The organism is Dactylosporangium sp. NPDC000555 (assembly GCF_040300025.1).
Classification (GTDB): Bacteria; Actinomycetota; Actinomycetes; order Mycobacteriales; family Micromonosporaceae; genus Dactylosporangium.
In genome coordinates this window covers 1-26,930 of sequence record NZ_JBEPDB010000101.1, presented here as the reverse complement: position 1 = coordinate 26,930, position 26,930 = coordinate 1, and the positions used below count along the sequence as shown (strand labels likewise).

31 protein-coding genes, 1 pseudogene and 1 riboswitch are annotated in these 26,930 nt (G+C 71.6%); of the genes and pseudogenes, 17 read left to right on the top strand and 15 right to left on the bottom strand.

The features are described from left to right. Together ABT297_RS37800 and ABT297_RS37795 are read right to left on the bottom strand one after the other, a co-directional pair. On the bottom strand, nt 1-701 hold a 701-nt coding region (locus ABT297_RS37800), incomplete at its 3' end, for a HEAT repeat domain-containing protein (protein WP_350557382.1). 200 nt (nt 702-901) lie between these two features. Beyond that, nucleotides 902-2,440: an esterase-like activity of phytase family protein gene (locus tag ABT297_RS37795; RefSeq protein WP_350557381.1), complete on the bottom strand. Its 1,539-nt coding sequence runs from the start codon at nt 2,438-2,440 to the stop codon at nt 902-904. Between ABT297_RS37795 and ABT297_RS37790 the strand changes: the two genes are divergently transcribed. Beyond that, complete coding sequence (locus ABT297_RS37790) at nt 2,399-2,671, top strand: DUF1622 domain-containing protein (RefSeq protein ID WP_350557380.1); 273 nt, start codon at nt 2,399-2,401, stop codon at nt 2,669-2,671. The two genes, ABT297_RS37795 and ABT297_RS37790, sit on opposite strands and share 42 nt — an antisense overlap. Nucleotides 2,672-2,715: 44 nt before the next feature. Here ABT297_RS37790 and ABT297_RS37785 read toward each other — a convergent pair whose 3' ends face one another. Beyond that, a complete protein-coding gene (locus ABT297_RS37785) occupies nt 2,716-3,222 on the bottom strand; it encodes a DUF4262 domain-containing protein (RefSeq protein ID WP_350557379.1) in 507 nt (168 codons plus the stop codon). Between the two features lie 63 nt (nt 3,223-3,285). Next, nucleotides 3,286-4,482, bottom strand: a complete 1,197-nt coding sequence (locus ABT297_RS37780; RefSeq protein WP_350557378.1) for a glycoside hydrolase family 16 protein — start codon at nt 4,480-4,482, stop codon at nt 3,286-3,288. Nucleotides 4,483-4,916: 434 nt separating this feature from the next. Between ABT297_RS37780 and ABT297_RS37775 the strand changes: the two genes are divergently transcribed. The 3 genes from ABT297_RS37775 (at nt 4,917) to ABT297_RS37765 (ending at nt 7,605) form a co-directional block, all read left to right on the top strand. Next, nucleotides 4,917-5,045, top strand: a complete 129-nt coding sequence (locus ABT297_RS37775; protein WP_350557377.1) for a hypothetical protein — start codon at nt 4,917-4,919, stop codon at nt 5,043-5,045. A gap of 89 nt (nt 5,046-5,134) precedes the next feature. Further along, a complete protein-coding gene (locus tag ABT297_RS37770) occupies nt 5,135-7,168 on the top strand; it encodes an NAD(+) synthase (protein ID WP_350557376.1) in 2,034 nt (677 codons plus the stop codon). Further along, nucleotides 7,165-7,605 (top strand): HIT family protein, encoded by a 441-nt coding sequence (locus ABT297_RS37765; RefSeq protein ID WP_350557375.1) that lies wholly within the window; start codon nt 7,165-7,167, stop codon nt 7,603-7,605. Before ABT297_RS37770 ends, ABT297_RS37765 begins: the two co-directional genes overlap by 4 nt. Before the next feature lie 73 nt (nt 7,606-7,678). Here the strand turns inward: ABT297_RS37765 and ABT297_RS37760 are convergent, their stop codons facing one another. Continuing rightward, nucleotides 7,679-8,230 carry a GNAT family N-acetyltransferase gene (locus ABT297_RS37760; protein WP_350557374.1) on the bottom strand — a complete coding sequence of 184 codons (552 nt, stop codon included), beginning with the start codon at nt 8,228-8,230 and terminating at the stop codon, nt 7,679-7,681. A gap of 611 nt (nt 8,231-8,841) precedes the next feature. Between ABT297_RS37760 and ABT297_RS37755 the strand changes: the two genes are divergently transcribed. Then, nucleotides 8,842-9,483 (top strand): hypothetical protein, encoded by a 642-nt coding sequence (locus ABT297_RS37755; RefSeq protein ID WP_350557373.1) that lies wholly within the window; start codon nt 8,842-8,844, stop codon nt 9,481-9,483. Between the two features lie 79 nt (nt 9,484-9,562). Then, on the top strand, nt 9,563-10,264 hold the full coding sequence (locus ABT297_RS37750; protein WP_350557372.1) for a PP2C family protein-serine/threonine phosphatase: 702 nt from the start codon (nt 9,563-9,565) through the stop codon (nt 10,262-10,264). A 17-nt stretch (nt 10,265-10,281) separates the two neighbouring features. On the opposite strand, the gene ABT297_RS37745 is transcribed toward ABT297_RS37750, so the two are convergent. From ABT297_RS37745 to ABT297_RS37730, 4 genes are all read right to left on the bottom strand, one after another. After that, nucleotides 10,282-10,698, bottom strand: a complete 417-nt coding sequence (locus tag ABT297_RS37745) for a GntR family transcriptional regulator (RefSeq protein ID WP_350557371.1) — start codon at nt 10,696-10,698, stop codon at nt 10,282-10,284. Between the two features lie 88 nt (nt 10,699-10,786). Next, entirely contained in the window at nt 10,787-11,506 is a 720-nt protein-coding gene (locus ABT297_RS37740; protein ID WP_350557370.1) for a YcnI family protein, read from the bottom strand. A 79-nt stretch (nt 11,507-11,585) separates the two neighbouring features. Continuing rightward, nucleotides 11,586-12,062: a vitamin K epoxide reductase family protein gene (locus ABT297_RS37735; RefSeq protein ID WP_350557369.1), complete on the bottom strand. Its 477-nt coding sequence runs from the start codon at nt 12,060-12,062 to the stop codon at nt 11,586-11,588. Continuing rightward, nucleotides 12,049-12,927: a DUF929 family protein gene (locus ABT297_RS37730; RefSeq protein WP_350557368.1), complete on the bottom strand. Its 879-nt coding sequence runs from the start codon at nt 12,925-12,927 to the stop codon at nt 12,049-12,051. Before ABT297_RS37730 ends, ABT297_RS37735 begins: the two co-directional genes overlap by 14 nt. A 227-nt stretch (nt 12,928-13,154) precedes the next feature. Here ABT297_RS37730 and ABT297_RS37725 point away from each other — a divergent pair, with 227 nt between their 5' ends. The 3 genes from ABT297_RS37725 (at nt 13,155) to ABT297_RS37715 (ending at nt 15,263) form a co-directional block, all read left to right on the top strand. Continuing rightward, the gene (locus tag ABT297_RS37725) at nt 13,155-13,979 is read left to right on the top strand and encodes a cyclase family protein (RefSeq protein WP_350557367.1); all 825 of its coding nucleotides are present in this window, start codon (nt 13,155-13,157) and stop codon (nt 13,977-13,979) included. A 71-nt stretch (nt 13,980-14,050) separates the two neighbouring features. Continuing rightward, nucleotides 14,051-14,166: riboswitch (cobalamin riboswitch) on the top strand. Between the two features lie 36 nt (nt 14,167-14,202). Beyond that, the gene (locus ABT297_RS37720) at nt 14,203-14,427 is read left to right on the top strand and encodes a CbtB domain-containing protein (protein WP_350557366.1); all 225 of its coding nucleotides are present in this window, start codon (nt 14,203-14,205) and stop codon (nt 14,425-14,427) included. A 17-nt stretch (nt 14,428-14,444) separates the two neighbouring features. Next, a complete protein-coding gene (locus ABT297_RS37715) occupies nt 14,445-15,263 on the top strand; it encodes a CbtA family protein (RefSeq protein ID WP_350557365.1) in 819 nt (272 codons plus the stop codon). Here the strand turns inward: ABT297_RS37715 and ABT297_RS37710 are convergent. Beyond that, entirely contained in the window at nt 15,250-15,876 is a 627-nt protein-coding gene (locus ABT297_RS37710; protein WP_350557364.1) for a (2Fe-2S)-binding protein, read from the bottom strand. The genes ABT297_RS37715 and ABT297_RS37710 overlap by 14 nt on opposite strands. A gap of 88 nt (nt 15,877-15,964) precedes the next feature. On the opposite strand from ABT297_RS37710, the gene ABT297_RS37705 reads away from it, so the two are divergent. The 8 genes and pseudogenes from ABT297_RS37705 to ABT297_RS37670 form a co-directional block, all read left to right on the top strand. Further along, nucleotides 15,965-16,474 carry a sigma-70 family RNA polymerase sigma factor gene (locus ABT297_RS37705; RefSeq protein ID WP_350557363.1) on the top strand — a complete coding sequence of 170 codons (510 nt, stop codon included), beginning with the start codon at nt 15,965-15,967 and terminating at the stop codon, nt 16,472-16,474. Next, nucleotides 16,471-17,136: a zf-HC2 domain-containing protein gene (locus tag ABT297_RS37700; protein ID WP_350557362.1), complete on the top strand. Its 666-nt coding sequence runs from the start codon at nt 16,471-16,473 to the stop codon at nt 17,134-17,136. Before ABT297_RS37705 ends, ABT297_RS37700 begins: the two co-directional genes overlap by 4 nt. A gap of 43 nt (nt 17,137-17,179) precedes the next feature. After that, nucleotides 17,180-17,755 (top strand): M15 family metallopeptidase, encoded by a 576-nt coding sequence (locus ABT297_RS37695; RefSeq protein ID WP_350557361.1) that lies wholly within the window; start codon nt 17,180-17,182, stop codon nt 17,753-17,755. 123 nt (nt 17,756-17,878) lie between these two features. Beyond that, the gene (locus ABT297_RS37690) at nt 17,879-19,498 is read left to right on the top strand and encodes a Ycf46 family AAA ATPase (RefSeq protein ID WP_350557360.1); all 1,620 of its coding nucleotides are present in this window, start codon (nt 17,879-17,881) and stop codon (nt 19,496-19,498) included. Between the two features lie 2 nt (nt 19,499-19,500). After that, complete coding sequence (locus ABT297_RS37685; protein ID WP_350557359.1) at nt 19,501-19,938, top strand: hypothetical protein; 438 nt, start codon at nt 19,501-19,503, stop codon at nt 19,936-19,938. Continuing rightward, a complete protein-coding gene (locus ABT297_RS37680; protein WP_350557358.1) occupies nt 19,938-20,153 on the top strand; it encodes a DUF2997 domain-containing protein in 216 nt (71 codons plus the stop codon). The genes ABT297_RS37685 and ABT297_RS37680 overlap by 1 nt, the downstream gene beginning before the upstream one ends. Beyond that, nucleotides 20,131-20,814 carry a ComEA family DNA-binding protein gene (locus ABT297_RS37675; RefSeq protein ID WP_350557357.1) on the top strand — a complete coding sequence of 228 codons (684 nt, stop codon included), beginning with the start codon at nt 20,131-20,133 and terminating at the stop codon, nt 20,812-20,814. Before ABT297_RS37680 ends, ABT297_RS37675 begins: the two co-directional genes overlap by 23 nt. Continuing rightward, nucleotides 20,798-21,301 (top strand): annotated as a pseudogene (locus tag ABT297_RS37670) (4Fe-4S single cluster domain-containing protein); the annotation flags it as partial. The gene ABT297_RS37675 and the pseudogene ABT297_RS37670, both read left to right, overlap by 17 nt. Nucleotides 21,302-21,481: 180 nt before the next feature. Here the strand turns inward: ABT297_RS37670 and ABT297_RS37665 are convergent. From ABT297_RS37665 to ABT297_RS37645, 5 genes are all read right to left on the bottom strand, one after another. Next, complete coding sequence (locus tag ABT297_RS37665) at nt 21,482-22,099, bottom strand: LutC/YkgG family protein (RefSeq protein WP_350557356.1); 618 nt, start codon at nt 22,097-22,099, stop codon at nt 21,482-21,484. Beyond that, nucleotides 22,092-23,543, bottom strand: coding sequence for a LutB/LldF family L-lactate oxidation iron-sulfur protein (locus tag ABT297_RS37660; RefSeq protein WP_350557355.1), 1,452 nt, complete (start codon nt 23,541-23,543; stop codon nt 22,092-22,094). The genes ABT297_RS37665 and ABT297_RS37660 overlap by 8 nt, the downstream gene beginning before the upstream one ends. Continuing rightward, nucleotides 23,540-24,265, bottom strand: coding sequence for a (Fe-S)-binding protein (locus tag ABT297_RS37655; RefSeq protein WP_350557354.1), 726 nt, complete (start codon nt 24,263-24,265; stop codon nt 23,540-23,542). Before ABT297_RS37655 ends, ABT297_RS37660 begins: the two co-directional genes overlap by 4 nt. Before the next feature lie 624 nt (nt 24,266-24,889). Beyond that, nucleotides 24,890-25,384, bottom strand: coding sequence for an HD domain-containing protein (locus ABT297_RS37650; RefSeq protein WP_350557353.1), 495 nt, complete (start codon nt 25,382-25,384; stop codon nt 24,890-24,892). A 156-nt stretch (nt 25,385-25,540) separates the two neighbouring features. Then, nucleotides 25,541-26,203 (bottom strand): 4'-phosphopantetheinyl transferase family protein, encoded by a 663-nt coding sequence (locus ABT297_RS37645; RefSeq protein WP_350557352.1) that lies wholly within the window; start codon nt 26,201-26,203, stop codon nt 25,541-25,543. Nucleotides 26,204-26,930: the final 727 nt, after the last annotated feature.

Below are 26,930 nucleotides of genomic sequence, written 5' to 3'. Positions count from 1 at the left end.
TCCTCGGCCTGCAGACGCTCCAGGGTCGGCACGACCCGCTCGTCGCCGGTCGAGCCGAGGGCGACCGCGGCCCAGTAGCGACGGTTCGGATCCCGGTCCGCGGCCGCCTCGACCAGCCGCGGGATGACGTCCGGCGTGAAGAGGGCCAGGCCGCTGGCGATGTAGCCGATCCGCGGGAAACGACGATGCTCGAACTCGTCCCACAGCGCCTCCAGGGCCTCGGCGCCGCCGATCTTCGCGAGCGCGTCGGCGGTACGCTGGCGTACCCACTCGGCGCTGTCGCCGAGCAGCGGGCGCAGCGCCGGGACGACGGACACGTCGCCGAGCACGCCGAGCGCCTTGATCGCCTCGTCCACGGCGATCCATTGCGCATGGTCCAGGAGTTCGATCAGCTGCGGCACGGCCTCGCGGACGCCCATCGCGGCACAGCCCATCGCCGCCCAGGCCTGGCAGTTGTACCGCGTGTCGGCCAGCGCCTCGAGCAGCGGCTCGCGCAGGCCGGGGTCCGCGAACACGGCCGCCTGGTTCATGGCCCGGGTGTAGAGCGACCGATGGTAGTCGGGGTAGTCACGAACCATCGCCCGAAGCGCCTCGATCGCCGACGGATCGCCGTGGTCGCAGGCTCGGTCGAGCAGCCGGTAGAGGTGCTCCTCCCGGGTGTCGAGGTCGCCCTTGCGCAAGCCGGCGAGGTCGGGATTCACAGCAGCCCCTGAACTCGACCGGCGAGTCGCCGGGCCATCTGTTCGGGGAATGCCGTCGTCGTGGCGGTCACGACCGGGATCATACGGCGCAGCCACCAGCCGATATGAGCACCACTGCCGTCCGTTCGCGGCGTATCTGGTACGGCCGGTTGTGCTGGGAGTGGCGAACCACTTCCAGCACAACCGGCCGTTGCTTCGCATCAGCAGGGGAACGTGCCGCTGTAGAGGGCGTGGCCGTACGAGGAGCGGCCGGAGCCGAAGCCCCAGATGCCATCGTCGGACCACACCGCCTCGCGCGAGCCGTTGACGCACGTCGAGGTCGGGGCGATCGCGAAACCCTCGAGATTGCCGACCGGCATCACGGCCGGCTTCGTGTTGGTCACGTCCACAACGATCGCGCCGCTGGCGTTCACCTTCATGAAGGTGTGCGTCACGCCGCAGGTGTTGTCGCACGTCGCGACGATGCGCTGCGTACCGGCGTCGAACATGACATCCATGACCGAGGCCTTGCCGGTGGAGATGGTGCCGAAGGTCGTGAACGTGCCGTCCGAGTTGAGGCCATAGACGCGCAGCGTGCCGTCCCACTCAAGGCCGGCGAAGAACAGACCCGACCCGTGCAGCGGGTAGTTCGCCGGGTTGTACGCCGCCCCGGTCAGCGGGTCGATCCAGCCATTGGCGGTCAGCCAGCTGTCCGGAACGTAGCCCACGCCCTCGAAGCCGAGATTGGCGTCGTCCTTGTTGCCGGTGTTGAGCTGCGGGAACTGTGAGGTCATGTCCCACTGGCGCAGCGGGGTGAGCGTCGAACCGGGCGCGGCCGGGTCGAACTCCATGATCGTGTCCTTGGGGACCGTGTTGCGGTTGTTGTCGCGCTCGGAACTGATGTAGATGTGGCCGTTGCCGCCGACCGTCAGCCCCTCCGAGTCCGGCTCACCGGAGCCGCCGGCGAAGCGGATCTGCTTGCCCGCCGCGCTCCAGGACGCGTCCGGGATCCACTTACTACCGTTCTTGACCAACTTGAACAACCAGCTCTTGTTCTTCACCGCCCACAGCGTCGACGGGTTCGACGGGTCGAACGCCAGGCCACTCACGTCACGACCTTCGGGCCCCGTAGAGGTGGTGAAAGCGCAGGCGTTGTCGGCGATGGTGACATCCAGCCCACCGGGCCACGGCAGGGTGCCGGCCGGGGTCGAACCCGTACCCGTCGGCGCCTCCGGGGTGCAGCCGCTCTTCAGCGCTCCGCCGCCGCCCAGCAACTGGCCAGTCGGCGGCTGCGTCGGGGTCGGCGAGCCGCCCGAGCAGGAGTTCGCGCCACCGAGTGTCGCGGTGGCGGCCGTCTGGAACCAACCAGTGCCGTTGGCGCACCGCTCGTTCGACGGCTTGGCCCCATCGAGCGCCCAGGTCACCGAGTCGATCGTGTTGCCGCTGCCGTCGATGAGGAACGACCGACCAGAACACCGGGCGGATGGAATGATCTTGGCATTCCGGGTATGGACCTGTCCGTCGGGCCGGTGGCGGCCGTCGGTGCTGAGACGCCGAGGCGGCCCAGTGCGATCTGCGGATTCTGACGTCCTGCGCTGGGCGCGGCCCGGGCAACGTTCTCGGTCAAAGGAAAGCGAGAGATGGCTTACAACGAAGTGATCGAGAAGATGGGGATGACCATCGATGCCGCGGGGGTCGTGGTCATCCTGGTCGGCGCGGTGCTCGCTTTCGTGGGCTGCGTCGTCCGGCTCGCCCGGCACGAGGGTGATGTCTACCGACGTCTCCGCCAGCAGCTTGGCCAGACCATCCTGCTCGGCCTGGAACTGCTCGTGGCCGGCGACATCATCCGTACCGTCGCCGTCTCGCCCACTCTGACCGGCGTGGCGATACTGGCGTCGATCGTCCTCATCCGGACCTTCCTGAGCTTCTCGCTCGAGGTCGAGATCAGCGGGCGATGGCCATGGCAGAAGCGCGACACCGCCGCGTCCTAGATGTTCTGTCCGGTCCCGTCGGGCCTGAAGGGCATCGAAGCCGGCTATTCGTCATCGACCGTTGCGATTTCCTGCCAGGGGCCTACGGTGTGTTGTGAGACGGGCGTCCAAAGCCGCGGCTGCCATTCGCGGCACCGGGCACGGGCGCCCTCCTCCCACGGCAGCTTGCCGTTCTTGTCCGGCCAGATCAGCTCGAGCATCGGAACCGGCCGGCCGTAGAAGGCGAGCGACTGCCCAAAGAGCCCCTCGTACCACGACTCGTCAACCGGGCGTACGTGTAGCGGAAAGCCCTCGAGCACACCGGGAACTACGTCGTCAACCTGCGGCCGAAGACCGCGCTCGACGAGCTCGGCCACATCGTTGAGCCATTCGACCATGTCCTCCACGTCGAGGCCGAACATACACAGGTCCGGAGTTTCAAAAGAGTGCCAGAGGCCGATTGTGTATGCCCAGTCCGGCTCGTCTTCGTCGTAATCGGCGACTCCCTGGACCGACCAGCCGAACTTCTTTACACGGTCAATGATCCCGCTCGGATCCTGATGGTCGGTCACCGCGACACCGTACCAATGATGTAAAACTCGGCGAAGCGCGGCGGCGAGTCGTTGCGGCGGGATCTACGCGGGGGTCTGTTGGTAGACGCGGATGTAGTCGACCTCCAACTGGCGGACCAGGGTCGGGTCGGTCAGGCCCACGTTCCAGCGGCGTTGCCAGTCGTTGTCCACCATCATGTGCAGGATGAGCTGCATCGGGCCCTTCTCGATGACGCTCGCGTCGGTGAAGCGGGCACACTCGACGCCGTTGATGTACCAGGCGATGTGGTCGGGCTGCCAGTCCAGGCCCATCCGGACGAAGTCCTTCGAGTAATCCTTCACCGCGCAGCGGCCGTTGTTGTATTGGCCTTTGTTGCCGGAGAAAGACTCTTCCCGATTGTTGTAGTTGTACGTCATGAACATCGTGGTCGGGTCGCTGCCGAGTTGTTCCAGAATGTCGATCTCGGTCCGATACTTGTACGTCGGGTCCGTCGGCAGCATCCAGAACGCGGTGAAGAATCCGCGGGTCGCGGGGAACTTGAATCGCGATTCCACGTAGCCGTAGGTGAACGAGTAGAGGTACTTTGCGCCATCGGAGGCCGTCGGCCGCGCGGTCGAGAGCAGGCCCGCCTTGTAGGTGCAGGAGCCGTTCTGGCAGGCACTGTTGGAGAAAGGAGGGTTCAGCGGGGCGGCGATGAGCTTGGCCGTGCCGTTGGAGACGACGACCTGGCTCGGCTGGTAGTGCTCGCGCCCGTTGTTGAAGGTCGACGTGCAGTCGCCGTAGTTCCAGTCGAAACACGGGCTCAGCTTGGAGCGGTCCAGGCTCGTGCCATTGAACTCCTCGCTGAAACTGACCTTCCATTGCTTGCCGGCCGCCGCCGCGATCGGCGGGGCGCCCACCCCTCCGGTCGATCCGGCGCCTCCGGTGGAACCGGCGCCGGCGGTCGAACTGGGGCCTGCGGCCGGACGAGCCGACGCCGAGGCGGACGCGGATGCGCTGCCCGAGGCCGATGCGGACGCCGCCGGGCTTGAAGAGCCGGATTCACCGTCGGACCGTGGACCCAATCCGCTCACGCCGTCACTGTTCGCGCTCGGCTTGTCATGGGCCATCAGGCTGACCGCACCCGCGCCGGCGGCGACGATCAGTACGGCGGCGGCCGCGAGGGCGACAACTCCCAGTTTTCGCCCCCGGCGCCGTCGGTGTGACGACCGAATCATCGTCCCGATGTGGGCGTGGTCGTCGTTCTGCGGTGTACCGATCTTCGTTGCGCGCAAACGCATCTGATTACCTATCGGCTCGCGTCTTTCGCATGACAAAAAAGTGTCCGACCGTTGGCAAGCGGTCACCATATCATCGCGGCGGGACGGCGTGCCATGATCGGTTGTTGCGGCCGTATTGGGCGCGAACCCCGGAAGCGGACAAAAGGGTGTTTGGATCGCGGCCGTCACCGGACGGACCCGGCGGGATTCTATCGATATTGTTGACACAACGTGATCATCGAGAACGGCTATTTCCCAGACGAATGGCTGGCTGGGTGATCCCGCCGTCCTTGCCGCTTCCGGCGATCCGGCGGAGCGCGAGCTGGCCGCCAAAACGTTGCCGTCGGTGGCGGCGAACGAACCGTGCGTAGCGTCGCACGTCGTGGCACCGGCCGCCGACAGCGCGGCGGTCGTGAGTGGCCTCGCGGACGACCCGGACCGCGACGTGCGCCGGCGTGCCGTCTTTCCGCCCTGGTGTGTCGTGCTGGCGGGTGCTGCGGACGTCCTGCGGCGGCCGCCGGTCCGACCCGGACGTCGTCCGCGCCGCCGCCGCCCAGCTCGCCCGGGTCGCCGGGGGCGCCTGAACGTCGCGCCGGTCGCCGTGCTCGTGGGTGAGGCGGGCCGTGACGGCTGTCTCAGCGTGCTCCGGCGGCGGGTTCGACATGATTAAGGTGTGAACTTCCGGTCGATCTACGCTCACGGCTTCGCCCGGGTGGCCGCCTGCACCGGGCACACCGCCATCGCCGACCCGCCCGCCAACGCCGAGGCACTGCTACGGCAGGCACGCGCGTGCTCGGAGGAGGGCGTGGCCCTGGCGATATTCCCGGAGCTGGGCCTGTGCGGGTACAGCATCGAGGATCTTCTCCTGCAGGACGCGGTGCTCGACGGCGTCGAGGACGCGGTCGGCACCGTCGTGGCCGGGTCGGCCGACCTGCTGCCCGTGATCGTGGTCGGGGCGCCGCTGCGGCACCGGGACCGCGTGTACAACTGTGCCGTCGTGGTGCACCGCGGGCGGATCCTCGGCGTGGTCCCCAAGTCGTATCTGCCCAACTACCGCGAGTTCTACGAGGCCCGGCAGCTCACCGCCGGTGACGCCGAGCGCGGCGGGACGATCCGGGTCGGGGGTGCCGACGTGCCGTTCGGGGTCGACCTGCTCTTCGCGGCCGAGGACCTTCCAGGTTTCGTACTGCACGTCGAGATCTGCGAGGACATGTGGGTGCCCGTCCCGCCGAGCGCCGAGGCCGCGCTCGCCGGGGCGACGGTGCTGGCCAACCTGTCCGGCAGCCCGATCACGGTGGGCCGGGCGGAGGACCGCCGGCTGCTGGTCCGGTCGGCGTCGTCGCGCTGCCTGGCCGCGTACCTGTACTCGGCCGCGGGCCAGGGCGAGTCCACGACCGACCTGTCGTGGGACGGGCAGACGATGATCTACGAGAACGGCTCGCTGCTCGCCGAGACCGAGCGCTTCCCCGACGGCGACCGGCGGTCGGTGGCCGACATCGACCTGGACCTGCTGCGGCAGGAGCGGCAGCGGATGGGCACGTTCGACGACAACCGCCGCAACCGCGCCGGGCGGGTGCGCGACTTTCGGCGCGTGCCGTTCACGCTCGACCCGCCCGACGGCGACCTCGGGCTGCGGCGCAAGATCGAGCGCTTCCCGTTCGTGCCCTCCGACGTGGAGCGGCTCGCGCTGGACTGCTACGAGGCGTACAACATCCAGGTCGCCGGCCTGCGGCAGCGGCTCGCGGCGATCGGCGAGCCGAAGGTGGTCATCGGCGTCTCCGGCGGGCTCGACTCCACGCAGGCGCTCATCGTCGCCGCGCGCGCGATGGACCGGGCCGGGCGGCCGCGCACCGACATCCTGGCCTACACCATGCCGGGGTTCGCCACGTCCAGCGGTACCAGGGAGAATGCCCACGCCCTGATGCGCGCCCTCGGCGTCAGCGTGCACGAGCTGGACATCACCCCGACCGCGCGGCTGATGCTCGCCGAGCTGGGCCACCCGTTCGCGGCCGGCGAGCCGGTCTACGACGTGACGTTCGAGAACGTGCAGGCCGGGCTGCGCTACGACTACCTGTTCCGGATCGCCAACCACCGCGGCGGCATCGTGCTGGGCACCGGCGACCTGTCGGAGCTGGCGCTGGGCTGGTCGACGTACGGCGTCGGCGACCACATGAGCCATTACAACGTCAATGGCGGCGTGCCGAAGACGCTGATCCAGCACCTGATCCGCTGGGTCGCCGGCACCGGCCAGTTCGACGAGGAGGTCGGCAAGATCCTCTACGCGATCCTCGACCAGGAGATCAGCCCGGAGCTGGTGCCGGGCGAGGCGCTGCAGTCGTCGGAGTCGAAGATCGGCCCCTATGCGTTGCAGGACTTCACGCTGTTCCATGTGTTGCGGTACGGTATGCGCCCCTCGAAGATCGCGTTCCTGGCCTGGCACGCGTGGCACGACGCGGACGCGGGCGCGTGGCCGGCCAACTTCCCGGATGCCAAGCGGGTCGCGTACGACCTGCCGCAGATCCGCCACTGGCTGGAGGTCTTCTGCCGGCGGTTCTTCGGCTTCGCGCAGTTCAAGCGCTCGGCGCTGCCGAACAGCCCGAAGGTCTCGGCCGGCGGCTCCCTCTCCCCGCGCGGCGACTGGCGGGCCCCGTCCGACGGCAACGCCAACGCCTGGCTGCGCGACCTCGAGCGCTGGGATCTCACGTGAGCTGCTTCAGTTGCGACCGTAACGAGCGGGCCGGCGAGCTGCCGCCTCGGGAGCGGATCGGCCTGGACGAGCACTGGCGGGTCGCGCACGCGTTCGACACCGCGCTGCCGGGCTGGCTGATCCTCCTGCCGCTGCGGCACGTCACGGCGGTCGCGGACCTGACCGACGCCGAGGCCGGCGGGCTGGGGGCGTGGCAGGCGCGCCTGTCGCGGGCGCTGCGCGACGTGACCGGCTGCGAGAAGACGTACGTGGTGCAGTTCGCCGAGAAGGAAGGCTTCGCGCACGTGCACTTCCATCTCATCCCGCGCATGCCGGGCCTGCCGGCGCAGCGCCGCGGCCCGCGGATCTTCGAGCTGCTCGGCGTGCCCGAGGCCGACCGCGTGCCCGAGGCCGAGCGGGACGCGCTGGCTGTCGCGCTGCGGCAACGGCTGCACTGAGGGCCTCGCCGAGCGTGGCGTAACGGTGGGCGGGCGGCGGCGCTCCCGGGGCGTGCCGCCGCGTCCGCGCGGTCTACGTGCGCGGGGCCGAGGTGTCCGGGATCGCCTTGAACTCGTCGCGGAGCACCGAGTAGAGCTGCAGGCTGCGCCACCGGCCCTCGCGGAACTGGGCCGAGCGGATCGTCCCCTCCCGGGTGAAGCCGGCCTTCTCCAGGGCGCGCTGCTCGGCCACGTTCTCCACGTCGGTGTACGCCTCGACGCGCTCCACCGGCGTCGTGTCGAACAGGTAGGCGGTGAGGCGCTGCTGCGCCGCGGTGCCGAAGCCCCGGCCGCGGAACTCGCCGAGCAGCGAGATGCCGATGTTCCAGCAGCTCCAGGCCGGCATGCCGTAGGTGAGCCGGCTCCACACGACGGTGCCGGCGACCGCGTCCGCCACCTGCACGATCAGGCAGCCGGCGTCCGGGCCGATGAGCCGGTTGTCCTCGAAGCGGCGGCGGGTGCCGGCGATGTCGCGGAAGCCGGACCAGTTGAACACGCCGCCGGCGTCCGGTTCGTCGGCCTGCCGTTCGAGCAGCCACAGGTCCTCGGCCCTGACCGGCCGCAGGACCACGTCCGGGATCTCCACCGTCGCAGCGTACCGGCCGCGCACCGCTGGCGCAGGCGTGTCCGGCATCCGGCGGAAATGTCGCGAACCGGTCGCGGACCGGCCGAACCCGCGCCGGGCAAGGCGATCCGGCACGCGCTTGCCCGGATCGCGCCGACCGCTGAGTTCTGGTCGGTGGCGTGGGGGAGCTCGGCATGGTCTTCGGCGTGCGCTCGCCTGGGTCGTGTCGGCCGCCGTGTCCCCGGTCGGTGGCGTGGGGGAGCTCGCCGCGGACCCGAGCGACGGTCCCGGCAGAGCGGCGACCCGGCTGAGGTCGCGTCCCGGCGAGGCGCACGGTGTCCGCGTGCCCCGGCTGGCGGGCGAACCCGCGACGAGCGCGAGCTTGAGCGCCCGGACGGGCCTGGATACGGTACTGCTGGGCGTTTTGGTCAGATTCACCGCCGATCGGTCGATGTGCCCGATGCGAGAGACGTGCGACCGGCGGGGCGATGCCGCAGGGGCCGAGGAGAAGGGTGTGGCCGGGTCGCGCAGGGCTTGCGGTCACCGGTAATCTCAGCGGTTTGAGGGAGCATGCAGCGGCCATGGCCGACCATCGAGCGGACCACTTGACTGGCGACGCGACCGGAGGCCCGGTGACGCTGACGTTCGCGGAGCTGGAGTTCGTGCTGCGCTCCGCGGGCGAGCGCGAGGTCGACGTCGACGGTGTGCGCCGGCGCCTCAACTTCCAGCCGGGCGTCTCCACCGGCATCGTGGTGGCCTCCGGGGTCGCCTCGCTCGTCGCCCGCGACCTGTGCCGGCTCGAGGGCAGCCGGGTCGTGCCGGGCGAGTTCGTCCAGTGCGCGATCGCGGCGCTGGCGACCCGGCACACCAGCACCGAGGTGGCCGGCTGGATGGGCGGGCGCCCCGTGGTCGTGCACCTGTTCAGCGGCGTCACCGGCCGGCTCGCGGTCTACCCGGGGTCGTACGGGCTGTTCGCCGTCGAGCTGATCGACGCGGCCGAGCCGCTGGCCGCCCCGGTCCTGCGCTTCCTGGACCTGTGCACGTCGGACCCGGGCTCGCCGGGCAGTGGCGCGCCCGGAGGCGGCGCGACGACGGTGCTGGTCCGCACGCAGGCCGGCGACGCGGAGGAGACGGGCGTGGCCGTGGCCCGCAGCGCGGCCGGTGCCTGGTTCATGTCCGACTCGTTGGAACGTCCGGACCCGGGCCGCCCGATCGGCCGCGAGGCGGTCGTGGCCCGGCTGCTGGACCTGCTCGCGCAGCCGGTGGGTGTCTGATGGCGGGGTTCGGCCGCTCGCGGGTGTGCCGCGGCGGTCTCGTGCGGTCGGTGGGATGTCTGATGGCGGTGGAGGTCTGATGGCGAACATCCGTGCCGGCGCGGCGACCGACGTCGGCAAGGTCCGGCGCCGCAACGAGGACAGCGCCCTCGTCGGCATCGGCATCTTCGCCGTCGCCGACGGCATGGGCGGGCACGCGGCCGGCGACGTGGCCAGCCGGCTCGCGGTGGCCGCGCTGCAGCGCCTCGACGACGTCGCCGTCCGGGGCGGTGCCGGCCCGCTCGACGTGCGCGACGAGATCGTGCGGGCCAACGCCGACATCCTCGCCGCGGCCGCCGCCGACCCGGCCCAGGGCGGCATGGGCACCACGGCCGCCGGCCTCTGCCTGGGCATCGTCGACGGCGACGAGTGCTGGATCGTGTTCAACGTCGGGGACTCCAGGGTGTACCGCTTCGCCGGCGGCGAGCTGAGCCAGATCACCGTCGACCACGTCGCCCCCGAGTCGATCACCATGCGCCGGGGCGTGATCACCCGCGCGCTCGGCACCGACCCCGCCCCCCGGCCGGACCTGTGGGTGTGCACCGCGGTGCCGGGGGAGCGGTATCTCGTCTGCTCCGACGGGCTGCCCCTGGAGGTCGCCGACGAGGAGATCGCCACCGTCCTGGCCGCCTCCGCAGATCCCACGCAGGTCGCGGAGGAGCTCGTGCGCCGGGCCGTGCTGGCCGGCGGCCGCGACAACGTGACGGTCGTCGTGGTCGACCACCTGCCGGATCCTGCCTGACCCGAGGCCGGGCGCCTTCAGCCGGTCGGCCAGCGCATCCCGGTGCCGGTCGCCGGGTGGACCTCCTCGTCCTCGCCGAGCCGCACCACCAGGACGGGGACGCCGTCGGGCAGGCCGAGCTCGTCGCGCTCCTTCGGCGTCGGCATCCGGGCCCGCACCACGCCCTCCGGCGGCACGTCGACGATCGTCGGCGGCCGTCCAGGCGCCCCGCGTGTGGGGCGTAGCTGCGCCGGGCCGACCCGCACCACGTTGTCCCGGCCGAGCACGAGCAGGCCCTCGCGGCGCAGCAGCCGCAGCGCCTTGAGGGCGGTGTCGCGGCCGGTGCCGTGCTCGTGGGCCAGCTGGTCGGCGCTGGGCACGGGCTTGCCGGGCGACCGCGCGCCGGACGCGATTTGCTCGCGCAGCGCGTCGGCGAGCTCGTGGTAGCGGGCCATCTCGTCAATGTAGCCAAGTGGCCATAATGCCGCCAGCGGAGACGGGCTCGGACACGGCGTGTCCGAGCCCGTCCCGTGCCTGTCCCCGTCAGGCGGTGGGGGCCGAGGCGCGGCGGTAGGCCAGGACGCCGATCACCAGGCCCGCCAGGCCGAGGACCAGGCCGGCGATGCCGAGGCCGATCGCGGTGCCGTTGCCGCCGGAGTCCGACGAGCCGCCGCCGGCCGCGGGGGTGGCCGGCGTGCTGGTCGACGCCGTCGTCGAGTCGGCCTTCTTGGTCAGCTTCAGGACCGGGGCCGGGTGCTCGGCCTCGCCGGTGGCCGAGGGCTCGTCGATCCAGCGGATGACCTCGCCGCTGGAGTACGTCTGGAGGGCCTTGAACACGATCTGGTCCGTCTGCGGCAGCGGGCCGAGCGAGACGTCGAACTCCTGGAACTGGTGCGGCTTGATCGCCGAGTTGGCGTCGGCGGTCCAGGTGATCTTCGAGACGGCCTCGGTGAGCTCGTCGCCGTCCCTGGTCTTGACCGGGGTGGCGAGCTTCGTGGTCTCGGTCGTCGCGGTCCAGCCCTGCACCGGCTTGAGCGACACCGACACGATCGGCTTGTCGGTCGGGATCGCGATCTCCAATTTCGTGGTGCCGGCGTCGTTGCGCTCGTTCGGCACGCGGAACGTCACCTTCGCGTATCCGCCCTGGACGGCCGTGTTCGGGTTGACGGTGACGTGTGCGGAGGCCGAGGCCGGGAAGGCCAAAGCCGCGGCGACGGCCGCAGCGGCGGCGACACCGGCGCGGACCACGTGGGTCAGGCGCATGGCGGGTGTTCCTCTCGGGATATCGGGGATGTGTCGCGCGGATAGTCGCGACACACCCCCGTGGAGTTCCCGATCGGAGCTACAGGTCCGATGGATCGGCGTACGCCGTGCCCACCGCGGTCACCGCGAACAGCCCGACCGCCAGCACGTGCACCGCGGTGCACCACAGGCAGATCGCGTTCAGCGTGAACAGCTCGGCGAAGACCAGGTAGAAGACGAAGAGGACGCCGATCGAGGCGAAGGCCAGCCGGCCGTAGCGGATCGCGGGGCGGGTGGAGCGCCACAGGGCCGGCAGCGAGAGGACCAGCATCGCCACGAAGTACACCAGGCCGAGCACCGCCACCGGGATGCCGAACACCGCCGACTGCTCCGACGTGGTGACCTTCAGGCAGTTCAGCGCGCCGGTCTCCGGGCAGGCCAGGGTGGTCGACGAGGTGAAGTGCTCGATCGTCAGGTACACCGAGACGCCCAGGCCGGCCACGGCGAGCACCAGCGACGCGATCGGCACCCAGGACTGCACGAGCCGCCGGTCGACCGCGACTTCACTTGCCGACATTGGTGAACTCCCCCTGGAAGGCCTTCACGGCAGCGCTGGAACACACGTCGGCGGGCTGGTCGCCCGTCATCCGGCAGATCAGGGCGGTCAGGGCGTTGGCGTTGCCGTTGACGGCCTGGCCGAGCTGGCTGTTCGGGTCCCGGATCGCGCTCACCACCTGTTCGTGCGTTTGCCCCTGTAGCAGCTGGGGGCTGAACGTGGCGCCGCCCAGCAACGCCTTGTTGCCGAAGTCCATGAACGGGATCGTGCCGGCGGAGTCCTTCGGTACGAACGGTGGCGCGTTGTATTTCTGCAAGACCTGCACCTGCGCGTCGGTGAGCTTGTCCAGCGGTTCGTACTGGCCGTTCTTGCGCACGTTCGTGGCCGTCTCCACGCCCTGGAAGGCGATGTACTGGCTGGTGTACGTGGCGCCGTGGAACGACAGGGTCGGCGTGTTCGGAAACACGTCGTCGGCCGCCGAAGTGCTCAGCCCGAGGTTGCTGAACGTGCCGAACCGCGACAGCGCGACGACCACCGGCCAGCGCTGCGCGGCGCAGAACGGGCAGTACTCGGCACCGACGTACAGGATGAGCGGCTTGCCGCCGTCGGTGAGCGGGGGCTGGCCGGTGATCACCGAGGGCAGCACCTGTGCGGAGCCCTTGCCGACGGAGTCCAGCGTCGCGGCCGGCACCGTCGTCACCCCCTGGACGATCTCGGCGGCCGCGGCGCCGGTGGGCAGCGCGCTCGGCGCCTCCTGCCCGCCGCCCGCGCTGCCGAGCTTGACCACGATCATCACGGCGAAGATCAGCAGCACCACGCCGATGGCGGAGTACGCCACCCGCATCCGGCCGCGCCGGGCGGTCGCCCGCTCCTGGATCATTCGCATTCGGCGCGCGTATTCACGCGAGTCGCGTTGTCGTTTGGACACTTCCCTTAGTCGCACGCGGCACGGCGAAGGTTCCCAGATTTCGCGAAATATCACCCGCCGGGGGCGAGCCGAGGCGAGCCGGCGCGCGCCGGGCCGGGCCGAAGGTCCCGGACGCGAGGCGCCGAAGGCCCTACAGTCGGCAGTGACATCGTCGTGCACGGATGCGAAGGGACGATTCGAGAACCATGCAGAGAAGACACCTGCTCGCGGCGGCCGGGGGAGCCGTCGCGGGCGCCGCCGGGCTCGCCGGGTCCGCCGCGGCGAACCCCGGCGGCGGCGCCGCGCTGCGACCCGGCAAGACCCGCCTGATCAGCCTGTCGCACGTCAACGACCCGGCGAAGACGAACATCTACCCCGGCGACCCCGAGTTCACGCTGGAGACCATCGCCACGATCGAGAACGACGGATATTACCTGCAGTACGTCCGGGAGGGTGAGGCGACCGGCACGCACTGGGGCGCGCCCGGCCACTTCAACGCCGGCGAGCCGCTCGCCGACGAGCTCGACCCCAACGACCTGTTCCTGCCGGCGGTGAAGATCGACGTGCGGGACAAGTGCGCGCGCAACGCCGACTACGCGCTGACCGTCGACGACGTGAAGCAGTGGGAGCGCCGCCACGGCCGCATCCCCGACGAGTCCATGATCATCATGTGGACCGGCTGGGAGTACAAGTGGGGCACCCCGGCCTTCCCCAACCTCGACGCCAACGGCGAGCTGCACCAGCCCGGCTTCGCGCCGGAGACCGTGCAGTGGTTCATCGACACCGGCCGGATCGGCTACAACGGCGGCACCGGGATCGACACGTTCGGGCCCGACCTGGGCACCGACCCGGACTACCGCGCCTCGTTGCTGGTGTACCGGCGGCACAGGGTCAGCCTGGAGATCCTCGCCGGGCTCGCGCGCTTCCCGGCCACGGGCGGGTCGGTGCTCTGCGGCGGGTTCATCAACCACAAGGGGTCGGGCTCCACGGCCCTCATCTTCGGTGTGATCCCGCCGGGCGTGCGTGTGTGATCCGTGTGTGAATGACCACGGGCCGGTACCTACGGGTGCCGGCCCGATTGACGTAAGGAGCGCCCGGCTCCTAGTGTCTGACGTGTGACGGTGTGAGGGAAGCTGGTGAAAGTCCAGCACGGTCGCGCCACTGTGAGCCGCTTACCGGCGGTGAGTCAGGATACTCCGCCGCCACGACACTTCATCCACACGAGGGACGCTCGATCCCTGAAGGAGGCCACCGATGAGCTCCATCTCCGGCGCCGAGGCGCCCCAGGCGACCACGACCCCGCTGGTCCTGCCGATCTCCCGCTCGCTGTTCTGGCTCGGCGGCACCGCGCTGCTCGCCCTGCTGGTCTACTACTTCGTGGGCATCGACCAGGGCGCCGTGTCGATCTTCGGCAGCGACACCCACGTGCACGAGTTCGTGCACGACGGCCGCCACTTCCTCGGCTTCCCCTGCCACTGAGCAGGCTCCCGCCCACAATGGAAAAGCGACTCATCCTGCGCGGCCTGCTGGCCGGCGCAGTCGGCGGCGTGCTCGCGTTCGTCTTCGCCCGCATCCTCGCCGAGCCCCTGATCCAGCAGGCCATCGATTACGAGGACGGCCGCTCGCACGCCCTGGGCGAGGGCCACGAGCACGAGGTCTTCAGCCGCACCATCCAGGAGAACGTCGGCATCGGCGCGGCACTGATCCTCTTCGGCGTCGCGATGGGCGCCCTGTTCGCCGTCGCGTATGCGATCTGCCTCGGCCGGGTCGGGCGCGTCCGGGCCCGACCGCTCGCCCTGCTCGTGGCCGCGGCGGCGTTCACCGGGGTCTTCCTGGTGCCGTTCCTGAAGTACCCCACGAATCCGCCGGCCGTCGGCAACGACGCCACGATCGGGCTGCGCAGCTCGCTGTACCTCGTGCTGACCGGCGCCTCCGTGGTGATCATGATCCTGGCGACCTGGCTCGGCCGCCGGCTGCAGCCGCGTTTCGGCACGTGGAACGCGGCCCTGCTGGCCGTCGGTGCCTACGTGGTGGCGATCGGCATCCTGTTCGCGCTGCTGCCGGACCTGGGCGACCTGGACGCCAACAAGGAGCTGCGCCAGTCGACCGAGACGCCCCCGCCGCTGCTCGACGGCGACGGGAAGATCATCTTCCCGGGCTTCCCGGCCGACCTGCTCTACCAGTTCCGCCTGTACGCGGCCGGCGCGCAGCTGCTGATGTGGGCCGCGATCGGCCTCGTCTTCGGCGCGTTCGCCGAGCGCCTGCTGGAGCGGCCGCGGGTCGCGGAGCGCCCGGTGGCGGTCACGCGGGCCTGAGCACGCAGTCGCCGCACGTGCCCCCGCCGGGGATGCGGTAGTACAGGCAGCAGTTGCGACGGCGTAGTGACCTCTGCCCGACGATCGCCATGCCGGCCAGTGGCGGCCTGCCCAGCAGGTCCGCCACGGCCGGCCACGCGCCCTCCGGCAGCTGCCCGGCCGCCCCGCCGAGCGCGGAGGCGACGTTGCCCCACAGCACCCGCGGCGAGAGCCGGAACCGCGCCTGGAACACCTCCAGCAGCGGGGCCACCAGGCCGAGCACCGCCACGTCGAACAGGTCCGCGGCCGGCCGCGCCTCGACCGCGCGCGCGGCGACCGGCAGCGGCCCGCCGGGCACCGGCCGCCACCACAGGTCGGCCGGCGTCACCCCGCGGATCGTCCCCCGCAGCGACTCCGCCAGCAGCGGCGAAACGAGCCGCGACGCGTACCCGAGGAACAGCACGGACGCGACCACGCGCTCCGGCACGGCGTCCTCGGCGAGCCCGAACATCGCCACCAGCCCCTGCCGCGACACCGCCACCCGCTCCGCCAGCACGGCGGGCTCGAGCAGCTCGGCGAACGGCCGCCAGCCGGCCCCGGCCTCGTGGTCCTCCCAGACGAAGTACGGGTTCACGGCTGCAGCCTATCCGCCGGGGTTTGGTTGAACCCTGAACCGTCTCGTGGTGTAGACCCGTGTTGGAGGCCGTCGAGAGGGGCTGCGGGTGACGCGGGACGAGGAGCTCATGACCGCGCTGTACACCGAGCATTACGGTGTGTTGCTCGCCTTCGTCTCGCGCTACGAACGGGACCGCCACCGCGCCGAGGACCTCGTGCAGGACACGCTCCTGCGCGCGTGGCGGCACATCGAGCGCATCGACGTCACGCGGGACACGACCCGGGCGTACCTGCTCACCATCGCCCGCAACGTGGTCAGCAACGCGTGGCGGGCCGAGCAGCGTCGTCCGAGGCTCGTCAGCGACCCCGTCGCGGTCGCCGCCGCCGCCGACCCCGGCAACGTCGACGAGCTGGTCGAGGGCTGGCTCATCCGCGCCGCGCTCGACCGCCTCTCCGCCGAGCACCGCGAGGTGATCAGGTCGGTCTACTACGACGGCCGTACCGTCGCCGACACCGCCAAACGGCTGGCGATACCGGAGGGCACCGTCAAGTCGCGCGCGTACTACGCGGTCCGCGCGCTGCGTGCCGTGTTCGAGGAGATGGGAGTTCTGCGGTGAGCGCCGGGCACGAAGCGGTTCGCCGGCTGCTCGGGGCGTACGTCCTCGGCGGCCTCGACGGCACCGAGGAGGCCACGGTCGACGCGCACCTGTCCACGTGCGGCGAGTGCCGGGCCGAGGTGGGGCGGCTGGCGGCAGTACCGGAGCTGCTGCAACGCCTGCCGCCAGGCCCGGCCGCGCCGCTCGAGCCCCCGTCGCGCGCCGGTCTGGACGCGTTGCGGCGCCGGGCCCGTCCCCGCCGCCTGCCGGTCGTCGCGCTGGCCACCGCCTGCGCCGTGCTGGCCCTGGTCGCGGTCGTCCTGGCGGTGCGCCCCGTCCGCCCGGCGCAGCCGCAGGCCCAGCCGTCGGCGAGCGCCCCGGAGGGCACGGTGGTCCAGATCGTGGCCGCGCAGGGCAGCGGCCTGTCGGGCCGGGCGACCCTGGTCCCGCGCCAGTGGGGCGTGTCGGTGTCGCTCGAACTGGCCGGCCTGCCGGGCGAGGGCCCCTTCGTGCTGCGCGTCCTGGGCCGCGCCGGCCAGGCCGAACAGGCGGCGTGCTGGGGCCGCACGAAGACCGCTCAGGCCCGGATCACCGGGGCGAGCTCGATCCAGCTCGCCAACGTCGACTCGGTCACGGTCTCCGACTACGACGGCAACCTGCTGGGCTCCGCCCGCCTCGCTTAGGCGAAGTCGTAAGGTTGCGAAACGGTTTGCCGATGGTTGCGGCGTGGAGGCCACAGGCATCGGCGCGATCGCGACCCGCATGGCGGAGATCCGCACCCAGATCGCGGCCTTTCGGCCGCTGGCGACGAGCGGCCCGACGGGGAGCGGCCCGACGGGGAGCGCGGAGTCCGGGGTCGCGTTCCAGCAGGCGCTCGACGGGACGATGCGCACCGCGCGCACGGCGGAAGGGGTGCCGGTCGAGCTCGCCCGGTACGGCAACGGGCGCATCCCCGAGACGGCACTGCACCCGGTCGGGGGCACCGGGCACCGGCTGTGGGCGCCCGTGGCCACGGCGCTCGAGGCGCTGATGCGGGCCGCGCGCCAGGACGGCGTGACCATCGGCATCACCGACTCGTACCGGCCGTACGCCGAGCAGGTCGACCTCGTCAAGCGCAAGGGGTTGTACTCGCAGGGCGGGTTGGCGGCGCGGCCCGGGACCAGCGACCACGGCTGGGGGCTGGCCGTCGACCTCGACCTCGACGCGAAGGCACAGGCCTGGATGCGCGCCAACGCGGGGCGCTTCGGGTTCGCCGAGACCACGCCGCGGGAGCCGTGGCACTGGGCGTACCGCGGGCAATGAGACCGTGACCGCGGCCGGTGGCGTGTTTCCGACAGGCTTGGCGGCAACCAGCGGACTCATCCGAGCCGGGTGACACCGTAGGGTCTGCGCAGGGCCCGCCGCCGGTAAGGAGAGGACAGTGCAGTGACCGGTTTCCGCCACGACCTGGCGCAGCTGTTGAAGGCCAGGTTCCCGGTCCTGTACGTCGAGTCGTACGAGGAGCACCGGGTGCTCTCGGAGCTCGCCGCCGTCGCCGCCGACGCGGCGCTGGTGCGCACCCCGCGGCCGGTCTGGACCTGGTCGGCGACGAGCGGGCTGCTGCAGCCCGACGGGGTGGCCCAGCAGTACACCACCGAGCCCGACAACGCTCTCGAGGCCGTGTTGCGCATCCAGCAGCCGGGCCTGTTCGTCTTCCGCGACCTGCACAACTCCCTCGGCGGGGACGTGCCGGTGCTGCCGGCCGTGGTGCGCCGGCTGCGCGACATCGCCGCGGCGTTCAAGGCAGGCGCCGCACCGCGCACGCTCGTCATCGTCGCGCCGATCCTGCGGATCCCGACCGACCTGGAGAAGGATGTCACGATCGTCGACTTCCCGCTGCCCAGCGAGGCGGAGATCCGCGGGGTGCTGGAGGGGATGATCGCGAGCAACGCCGCCGGCGGGCGGATCCGCATCGACCTCGACATGATCGGCCGCGAGAAGTTCGCCAAGGCCGCGGCCGGGCTCACCCTGAGTGAGGCGGAGAACGCGTTCGCCCGGGCGATGGTCAACGACGGCGTGCTCAACCTGCAGGACCTGGACGTGGTGCACGAGGAGAAGCGGCAGGCGGTACGCAAGGCCGGCGTGCTCGAGTACGTCGACGCGAACGTGCGGCTGGAGCAGGTCGGCGGCCTGGAGAACCTCAAGCGCTGGCTTGCCAAGCGGGACAACTCGTGGCTGGCCGCGGCCGCGGAGTACGGGCTGCCCGCGCCGAAGGGCGTGCTCATCACGGGCGTGCCGGGCTGCGGCAAGTCGCTGACCGCCAAGGCCGTCGCCGCCGCGTGGGCGCTGCCGCTGCTACGGCTGGACATCGGGCGCGTCTTCTCCGGGCTGATCGGCTCCAGCGAGCAGAACATGCGCGTCGCGCTGCGCACCGCCGAGGCGAGCGCGCCGTGCGTGCTGTGGGTGGACGAGATCGAGAAGGGCTTCGCCACCAGCGCGGGCAACGACGGCGGTACCACGAGCCGGGTCTTCGGCACGTTCCTGACCTGGATGCAGGAGAAGACCGGGTCGGTGTTCGTCATCGCCACCGCCAACGACATCGAGCGGCTGCCGCCCGAGCTGCTGCGCAAGGGCCGCTTCGACGAGATCTTCTTCGTCGACCTGCCCAGCCGCGCGGAGCGAGCCTCCATCTGGGAGGTGCACCTGCGGCGGCGACTGGCGCGGCCGGCGGTACAGGGCCACCTGCACCTCGACGAGCCGCTGCTGCGCGAGGTGTGCACCCTGTCGGCGGGGTATTCCGGCGCCGAGATCGAGCAGGCCGTCGTCGCCGCGCTGTTCGACGCGTTCTCCGAGCGCCGCCCGCTGCGCCGCGAGGACCTGCTGCGAGCCGTCGCCGCGATGGTGCCGCTCAGCGTGACGCAGGCCGAGAAGCTCGACGCGATCCGGCTCTGGGCCAAGACCCGCGCGGTCGCCGCGACCGCCGCCGAGGACTGGGACGCCGGCGAGGAGCCGCCCACCGCGCCGATGCCGGCGTTCGGCGGGCCCGGCCGGACGATCGAGGTCTGACGATGAGCGTCTCGCTGTTGCTGATACCGCTGGCGATCGCCGCCGCCGCGGCCCGCGCGGGCCTGACCAAGGGCGCCGATACGAGCGTGTGCACCGTCGAGACCCGGATGCGCGACGCCGAGCTGCTCGCGGCCGCCCTGCGCGACACCAGGGCGGCCGTCACGCCCGACGGCGCGGACCTCGTCGCGGACTGGGCGGGCGTGCGGGCCCGCTTCGGCCGCGACGAGCGGCACATCTGGTCCGCGCACTTCACCGGCGACGTCGACGAGCCGCGGGCGGTGGAGATCGTGCGCGCCGTCGACGCCGCCTACGGACGGCAGGTGCAGCGGGCGGTGCTCGCCCGGCTGACCGAGCGGGCCCCGGCCGCGGGCCTGCGGCTGGAGTCGCGCTCGGTCACCCCGGCCGCGGTGCGGCTCGTCTTCGCGGTGGAACGGGCCTGATGCGGCGGATCGTCGTCACCGTGGCCGCCGACGGTACCGTGTCTGCCGAGACCCTCGGCGTCAAGGGCTCGAAGTGCCTCGACTACATCGCGGTGCTCGAGGACCTGCTCGAGGCGCAGACCGTCAACAGCGAGTACACCTCCGACTACACCGCCGCCACGAACACCGTCTCCGTCAGGCAGGAGCAGCACGATGGCCTTCAACCCGGCGAGTAACCCGACGAGCTTCGGCTGGCGGCTGCGCAACAGCTGGTGGGTCCTGCTCTCGATCCTCGGGCTGGGCTGCCTGAGCGGAAGCGGCTTCCTCTACGTCGGCATCACCGCTCGCCGCCCCGCGTGGTGGATCACCGGCGTGGCCTACTTCGTCCTGGCCTGGTCGGGCCTCGTCGCCATCAACCGGCTGCCGCGGGAGTCGGAGGTGAGCTCGGCGATCGCCGTCGGGTACTTCCTGCTGTGGTTCGCGAGCATCGTCCACGCGCTGATCCTCAACGGCTCCTGGCTGCGCTGGCGCGCCGCGAACCGCCCGTGGTTCGAGCAGCGACCGGCCGCCGCGCCATCGACCCCCCTCGCCCCACCGCCGGTCCTGGCCCCGCCGCCGGTCCCCGCCGCGCCGCCCGTCCTCGCCCCGCCGGTCGCCGTGGTCGAGGTGAACTCCGCGACCGCGGCGCAGCTGGCCGAGGCGGGGCGGTTCGACCTGGCGCGGGCCGAGCGGGTGGTCGCGGACCGGGAGGCGCGCGGCGGGTTCCAGACCGTGGAGGAGTTCGCCGCGGCGGCCGGGCTCGCGCCGCACGAGTTCGCCCGGATGCGCGCGTTGCTGACCTGCCTGCCGCGCCCGCGGGCGCCCCAGCCGGGCGGCGGTCGTGTCCTCGACTTCTGAGCCGGCTTCCGAGCTGGCTTCTGGGCGCCTGCCGCGCCCGCCGGCCGATCCCGGCACGCTGAGCCTGGGCCGGTTCGTCGAGCGCACGGTGGCCGAGGGCCCGGGGGAGCGGACCGCGCTGTGGGTGCAGGGCTGCACGATCCGGTGTACGGGCTGCTTCAACCCGCACCTGTGGGCGTTCCGCGGCGGCTCGCAGGTGCCGGCCGCCGAGGTCGTCGCGCGCGTGCTGGCCGCCGGTACCGAGGGCCTGACCCTGCTCGGCGGCGAGCCATTCGACCACGCCGCGCCCCTGGCCGTGGTGGCCGAGGCCGCCCGCGCGGCCGGCATGTCGGTGATGACGTTCTCCGGGTACACCACGGGTCAGCTGAACCGGGCCGTCCACGGCGGGCGGGACGACGTCGCCGCGCTGCTGGACGCGACGGACCTGCTCATCGCCGGGCCGTACGTCGCCGGGCTCGTCGACCGGGACCGCCCCTGGGCCGGCTCGACGAACCAGGAGTTCGTCCTTCGCGGCGACCGCTTCCCGGGCCTGCCGGCCGCGGCCGCCTCGACCCCGGACCGCCTGGAGGTCACGGTGGCGGCCGACGGCGTGCTGTCGGTGAACGGCTGGGCCGACGACGAGACGCTGGACGCGCTGCTGCACGACCTGGGCCGGCCGATCGGCCGGCTAGCGGACCAGAAAGACCACCAGCGTGCGTGGCCCGTGGACGCCCTCGACCCGGTTCAGCTCGATGTCGCTGGTCGCCGACGGGCCGCTGATCAGGGTCAGCGGCCGGGTCGGGGTGAGCCGGGCGAGGAGGTCGGGGACGTTCTGCACGACCTGGTCGGCGCGTACCACGCAGTAGTGCCGGTCCGGCACTAGCGTGATGGCGCGGCGGCCCTGGTCCGGGGAGCCGTCAAGGGCGATCGTGCCGGTCTCGGCAACCGCCGCGGCGCAGCCGGTGACGACGCCGGCGAAGCCGTCGAGGGCGGCGGCGTCCAGGGTGCCGTCGTCCACGGTCGCGCCGGGCACCGCGAACGGCAGCCCGGACGGCACGATGAGCGGAGAGATGCCGTCGACGGCCCTGGCAAGGTCGGCCGCGAGCCCGTCGGCGGTCGTGTGCACCACGGTCGCCTTGTAGTCGAGCAGGCGGTCGGCGAGCAGCTCGAGGTCGCCGGGCGCCGAGGCATCGGCCCGGCGGTAGTCGCGGGGTACGTCGGGGGCGGAGGCGTTGGATCCCAGCGCCGCGCGGATGCGGGCCAGGACCACCGAGCGGGCATCCGCAGTTCCGGAAAGGTCAGCCATTGCGGGACCGCCACCATTCGCGGAAGGTCTGGGCCGGGGGCCGGGGCAGGTCGCGGCTGGCCGTCCAGGCCGACAGCGGCGGCGGCAGGGCGGCGATCCGGTCGCGGCGGCGGCCCAGCAGCCGGCCGAGCCGCATGAGCCGCTCGCCGCCGCGGAACCGGCTCGGGCGGGCCATCACCCAGGAGACGGCGGCCATCGAGATCGCCTCGGCCGAGGGGCCGTGCTCCTCGACGTGCCGGGCGCGCAGGTGGACCAGCAGCGACGGGATGTCGATGCGCACCGGGCAGGCGTCGAAGCAGGCGCCGCAGAGGCTGGACGCGTACGGCAGCGAGGCGTTCTCCTCGACCCCGGTCAGCTGCGGGCTGAGCACGGCGCCGATCGGGCCCGGGTAGACCGAGCCGTAGGCGTGCCCGCCGGTGCGCTCGTAGACGGGGCACACGTTGAGGCAGGCGCTGCACCGGATGCAGTGCAGCGCGGAGCGGCCGACCTCGTCGGCGAGGACCGCGGTGCGGCCGTTGTCGAGCAGGACCAGGTGGAACTCCTGCGGGCCGTCGCCCGGCGTGACACCGGTCCACAGCGATGTGTACGGGTTCATCCGCTCGCCGGTGGAGGAGCGCGGCAGCAGCTGCAGGAACACCTCCAGGTCGGTCCACGTGGGCACGACCTTCTCGATCCCCATCACGGTGATCAAGGTCTGCGGCAGGGTCAGGCACATCCGGCCGTTGCCCTCCGACTCGACCACCGCGAGGGTGCCGGTCTCGGCGACGGCGAAGTTGGCGCCGGAGACGGCGACCCGCGCGGACAGGAACTTGCGGCGCAGGTGCTCGCGGGCGGCCATGGCCAGCTGCCGCGGCTCGTCGGTCAGGTCGGCCGGCACCGAGGGCATCTCGCGCAGGAAGATGTCGCGGATCTCGGTGCGGTTGCGGTGGATCGCCGGCACGAGGATGTGCGACGGCCGGTCGTGGCCGAGCTGGACGATGAGCTCGGCGAGGTCGGTCTCCCAGGCCGCGATGCCCTCGGCCTCGAGGGCCTCGTTGAGCCCGATCTCCTGGGTCGCCATCGACTTGATCTTGACGACCTCGTCGGCGCCGGTCCGGCGGACCAGGTCCGCGACGATCCGGTTGGCCTCGTTGGCGTCGCGGGCCCAGTGCACGGTGCCGCCGCGCGCCGTGACCTGCTCCTCCAGCTGGACGAGCAGCGTGTCGAGGCGGGCCATGGTCGCGGCCTTCAGCGCCTCGCCGGCCAGCCGCAGCTGCTCCCAGTCCGGCACCTCGCCGACGACCGCGGCCCGCTTGGCCCGGATGGTCCGGGTGGCGTGGCCGAGGTTGCGCCGCAGCTGCTCGTTGGCCAGCGCCGTGCGCGCCGCCGCCGGGAACGGCTCGTCGCCGCGCAGCTGCCCGACCCCGCGCGGGGCCACCACCGGCATGCCCAGAAAGGTGCTCATGTCGCCGCCAGGATTTCCGCCAGGTGTACCGGACGCGTCTCTACCGACAGCCGCGACAGTCCGCCGCCGATCTGCATCAGGCAGGACGAGTCGCCGGCCGACACCACGTCGGGTGAGGTGGACAGCACGTTGCGCAGCTTGTCGGCGAGCATCGCCGCCGAGGTGTCGGCGTTCTTCAGCGCGAACGTGCCGCCGAAACCGCAGCACTGCTCCGCGTCGGGCAGTTCGACCAGGTCGATGCCGCGTACCGCGCGCAGCAGCCGCAGCGGCCGGTCGCCGACGCGCAGCATGCGCAGCGAGTGGCAGGTCGGGTGGTAGGTGACCCGGTGCGGGTAGTGCGCGCCCACGTCGGTCACGCCGAGGACGTCGACCAGGAACTCCGACAGCTCGTAGGTGCGCGCGGCGACCTCACCGGCGCGCGCCGCGAGCTGCCGCCGGCCGGCCCGCTCGGCGACGGCCGCGTGCTGGTGGCGCACCGAGCCGACACACGAGCCGGACGGCGCGACGATGGCGTCGTAGGGCTCGAACGTGCGCATGTGGTGCTCGACGAGTTTCAGGGCCTGTTTCTGGTACCCCGTGTTGATGTGCATCTGCCCGCAGCACGTCTGTGCCTCCGGGAACACCACCTCGTGCCCCAGCCGCTCCAGCAGCGCCACGGTGGCCTTGCCGACCTGCGGGAACATCGCGTCGGCGAGGCACGTGACGAACAGTGCGACGCGCATCGCTCACCGCCCTTTCCGGCCGGCGGCCCGCTGGCCGCGGGGCGGCCGAGCTGTTCTCGAGGTTGACGTACGGAGGATAGCGGCACGGCGCCCGCCGCGGGAGAGTCAGCCGATCGTGTGCTACGACCCGCGCGCGCCTAGCGGCGTTTTGCCGTACCGGTGGGGTACCGTGACCTCATGGTTAGAACGGATGTTCTAGATCATGGATTGTTCGATCCCGGCGGGGATGATGATTTCCTCGGCCTCGACTCGGTCCGAGTTGATCCGCTCTGCGTTGATCCGGTCCCTGTTGGTCCGGTCTCTGTCGACCCGGTCTTTGTTGGTCCGGCTGTTGGTCCGGTCCCTAATGGTCTTGCTTCTGTTGGGCCGGTCTCTGCTGGGCCGGTCTCTGTCGGTTCGGTCCCGGTTGGTTCGGTCCCCGTGGGTTCCGCTTCTGTCGGTCCGGTCGCCGTTGGGTCGGTCTCGATCGGTCCGGCCCGTCCGGTTCACTCCGGTTCGGTTCGTCTCGACTCGGTTCGTCTTGACTCGGTTCGTCTCGACCGTGAGGGCGGCTCAGTCGGCCTCTGTGGTTCTGCCGACTCCGGCGCCCGTGTCGGTCTTATCGGACATTTCGGTTTTGTCGGATTAGAGCGAGAAGCGGGCCTGGAAGGCGAGCCGATCGTCGGCGCAGTCGGCGATGCGGGTCAGCTCGTCGTCGAGGCGCATGAAGGCAGCCCAGACCGGCTCCCCGGTGGCGGCCGCGACGACCTCCGCGACCTTCTGCTCGAGGCCGGCCTCGCCGCGCCCCTTCCAGACCTTGTCGGCGAGCGTGACGAGCAGCTCCTCGACGGTCGCGTCGGCGCGGTCCCACCGCCCGTGCACGGCGGCGAAGCGGGCGAGCCGGTCCTCGACGCCGAGGGAGCGCAGGAGGGCCTCACCGGCCGTCTCGTGCTCTGTGCCGGCCCCGGGCAGCTCCTCGGGGAAGCGGGCCTTGCCGATGTCGTGCGTGGCCGCCCCGAACAGCACCGCCTCCCGGTCGACGCCCACATCGTCCCCGAGCCGGTCGAGGATCTCTACGGCGACGTCGTGCACGGCCCGCAGATGGGCGCCGAGCCGCGGCGGCGCCCCAACGGCGCGCAACAGCTCGACCGCTGAGCTCGGTAACGGCCGCAACCCGACCGGCTCGGCGAGCGCCCGTTCCAGCGCTTCCCCATGCCCGTTCCCTTCCGGCTGCTTTCGTGTTTCCGGCGCGGCCTCTGTTTTCTTGCGTCGGCTTGGTGTGTTCGGGTGCGCTCGCTAGGCGCCGGCTTCCTTCGCCGTCACGACGCCGGCGCTGCGGATCAACCCCGGGGCGACGTGAAACCGCCCGCGGAACACGGCCGGCGCTTCGGGCGTCTTCGCGAGCCGTTCCGCACCGATCCGCGCCTCGAACTCCCCGGCAGCCGCGTCGATCGTCAGCCGCGCGTCGAGAAAGCCGAGCCACGTGCCGACGATGGGCGACCAGAGCTTGAAGACGACCTCCTTGGCGGAGAAGTGCACCGCGGGCCACCACTGCTCGTCGGCGCGCTCCGCGCACCAGGCGAGCTCCTCGGGCAGGCAGATCGAGCCGAGTACGTTGTCCGGCAGGATCGTGCGGCACTCCGCGTCGATCCCCACGGCCCGCACATCGGACCGGAGGCCCACGGCCGCCGCGCAGTAGCCGCCGGTGTGCGTGATGCTGCCCGTGGTCCCATCGGGCCAGACCGGCGCCCGGTTCCCGCTGGTCGGTACGGCCCGCCCATGCACCCCGAGCCGCCCGAGTGCCCGTCGCGCGCAGGACCGCCCCGCGGCGAACTCCCGCCGCCGCTTCTCGACGGCCCGCGCACTCAGCCCGGCGGCCTCGGCGGGCAACAACTCCGCGGAGTAGTCGTGCTCTGCGGCAACCTCGACCGCCACCCACTCCGGCAACAGGTCATTCACGCACGCGACTGTAACCGCCGCCAACGACCTCTTCCACCGCGCACACTTTTCCCAACGCGCTCGGTGCGTTGGCTCGTGCCTCCCCGCAGCGGGCGTCTCGCTCGGGTCTCTGCACCACGACGACCGCGGCGTCCACGCGGTCCGGCTTCCCCAGCCGGCGGCCGCGCGGGTGCGCCGCAGGACAGGTCGCCCAGGACGGCACCGGTGAGCATGGCCAGCACGACCACCCACTCCAGAGCTCGAGCGGACCAGGCCACGCCGAGCGACAGCGCGGCCCCCGGATCAGGTGTGTGGGCCACACGAGCAGCGGAACGATCACTCCGACCGCGAGCGACACCATCCCCCGCCCCGCCCGCGCGACGACTCAGGACACCGCCACATCGTCGATCACGGCGCCGAGCAGCGGCCAGCACCGTGCGTACGTGTCGGCCACACATACGTGACGAGCGCGCTGCGTGGCGAGCGTGGTGCGTCGCGGCGAGCGTGGTGCCAGCGGGGTAGCTAACTGCTCGGTGTGTCATCATTGAATCTCATCTTTTCTCAGCTATTATCAGCGTGTGAAGTTGTCCGAGTGGGCGCGCCGGAACGGTGTGCACTATCAGACGGCCTGGTCGTGGGCGAAGAACGGCCAGATGCCGGTACCGGTTGTCAAGACCGACACCGGCCGGTATCTGGTCCTCGAACCGGCCATCGACCAGGCCGGGCGTACGGTCGCGTACTGCCGAGT

Excerpts from the sequence above, each read along its gene's own strand:
- ABT297_RS37740 (WP_350557370.1), bottom strand. The coding sequence starts at position 11,506 with ATGCGCCTGACCCACGTGGTCCGCGCCGGTGTCGCCGCCGCTGCGGCC.
- ABT297_RS37750 (WP_350557372.1), top strand. The coding sequence starts at position 9,563 with ATGGCGAACATCCGTGCCGGCGCGGCGACCGACGTCGGCAAGGTCCGG.
- ABT297_RS37725 (WP_350557367.1), top strand. The coding sequence starts at position 13,155 with ATGCAGAGAAGACACCTGCTCGCGGCGGCCGGGGGAGCCGTCGCGGGC.
- ABT297_RS37735 (WP_350557369.1), bottom strand. The coding sequence starts at position 12,062 with ATGTCGGCAAGTGAAGTCGCGGTCGACCGGCGGCTCGTGCAGTCCTGG.
- ABT297_RS37675 (WP_350557357.1), top strand. The coding sequence starts at position 20,131 with ATGGCCTTCAACCCGGCGAGTAACCCGACGAGCTTCGGCTGGCGGCTG.
- ABT297_RS37685 (WP_350557359.1), top strand. The coding sequence starts at position 19,501 with ATGAGCGTCTCGCTGTTGCTGATACCGCTGGCGATCGCCGCCGCCGCG.
- ABT297_RS37730 (WP_350557368.1), bottom strand. The coding sequence starts at position 12,927 with ATGCGAATGATCCAGGAGCGGGCGACCGCCCGGCGCGGCCGGATGCGG.
- ABT297_RS37720 (WP_350557366.1), top strand. The coding sequence starts at position 14,203 with ATGAGCTCCATCTCCGGCGCCGAGGCGCCCCAGGCGACCACGACCCCG.
- ABT297_RS37745 (WP_350557371.1), bottom strand. The coding sequence starts at position 10,698 with ATGGCCCGCTACCACGAGCTCGCCGACGCGCTGCGCGAGCAAATCGCG.
- ABT297_RS37655 (WP_350557354.1), bottom strand. The coding sequence starts at position 24,265 with ATGCGCGTCGCACTGTTCGTCACGTGCCTCGCCGACGCGATGTTCCCG.
- ABT297_RS37680 (WP_350557358.1), top strand. The coding sequence starts at position 19,938 with ATGCGGCGGATCGTCGTCACCGTGGCCGCCGACGGTACCGTGTCTGCC.
- ABT297_RS37715 (WP_350557365.1), top strand. The coding sequence starts at position 14,445 with ATGGAAAAGCGACTCATCCTGCGCGGCCTGCTGGCCGGCGCAGTCGGC.
- ABT297_RS37780 (WP_350557378.1), bottom strand. The coding sequence starts at position 4,482 with ATGCGTTTGCGCGCAACGAAGATCGGTACACCGCAGAACGACGACCAC.
- ABT297_RS37665 (WP_350557356.1), bottom strand. The coding sequence starts at position 22,099 with ATGGCTGACCTTTCCGGAACTGCGGATGCCCGCTCGGTGGTCCTGGCC.
- ABT297_RS37660 (WP_350557355.1), bottom strand. The coding sequence starts at position 23,543 with ATGAGCACCTTTCTGGGCATGCCGGTGGTGGCCCCGCGCGGGGTCGGG.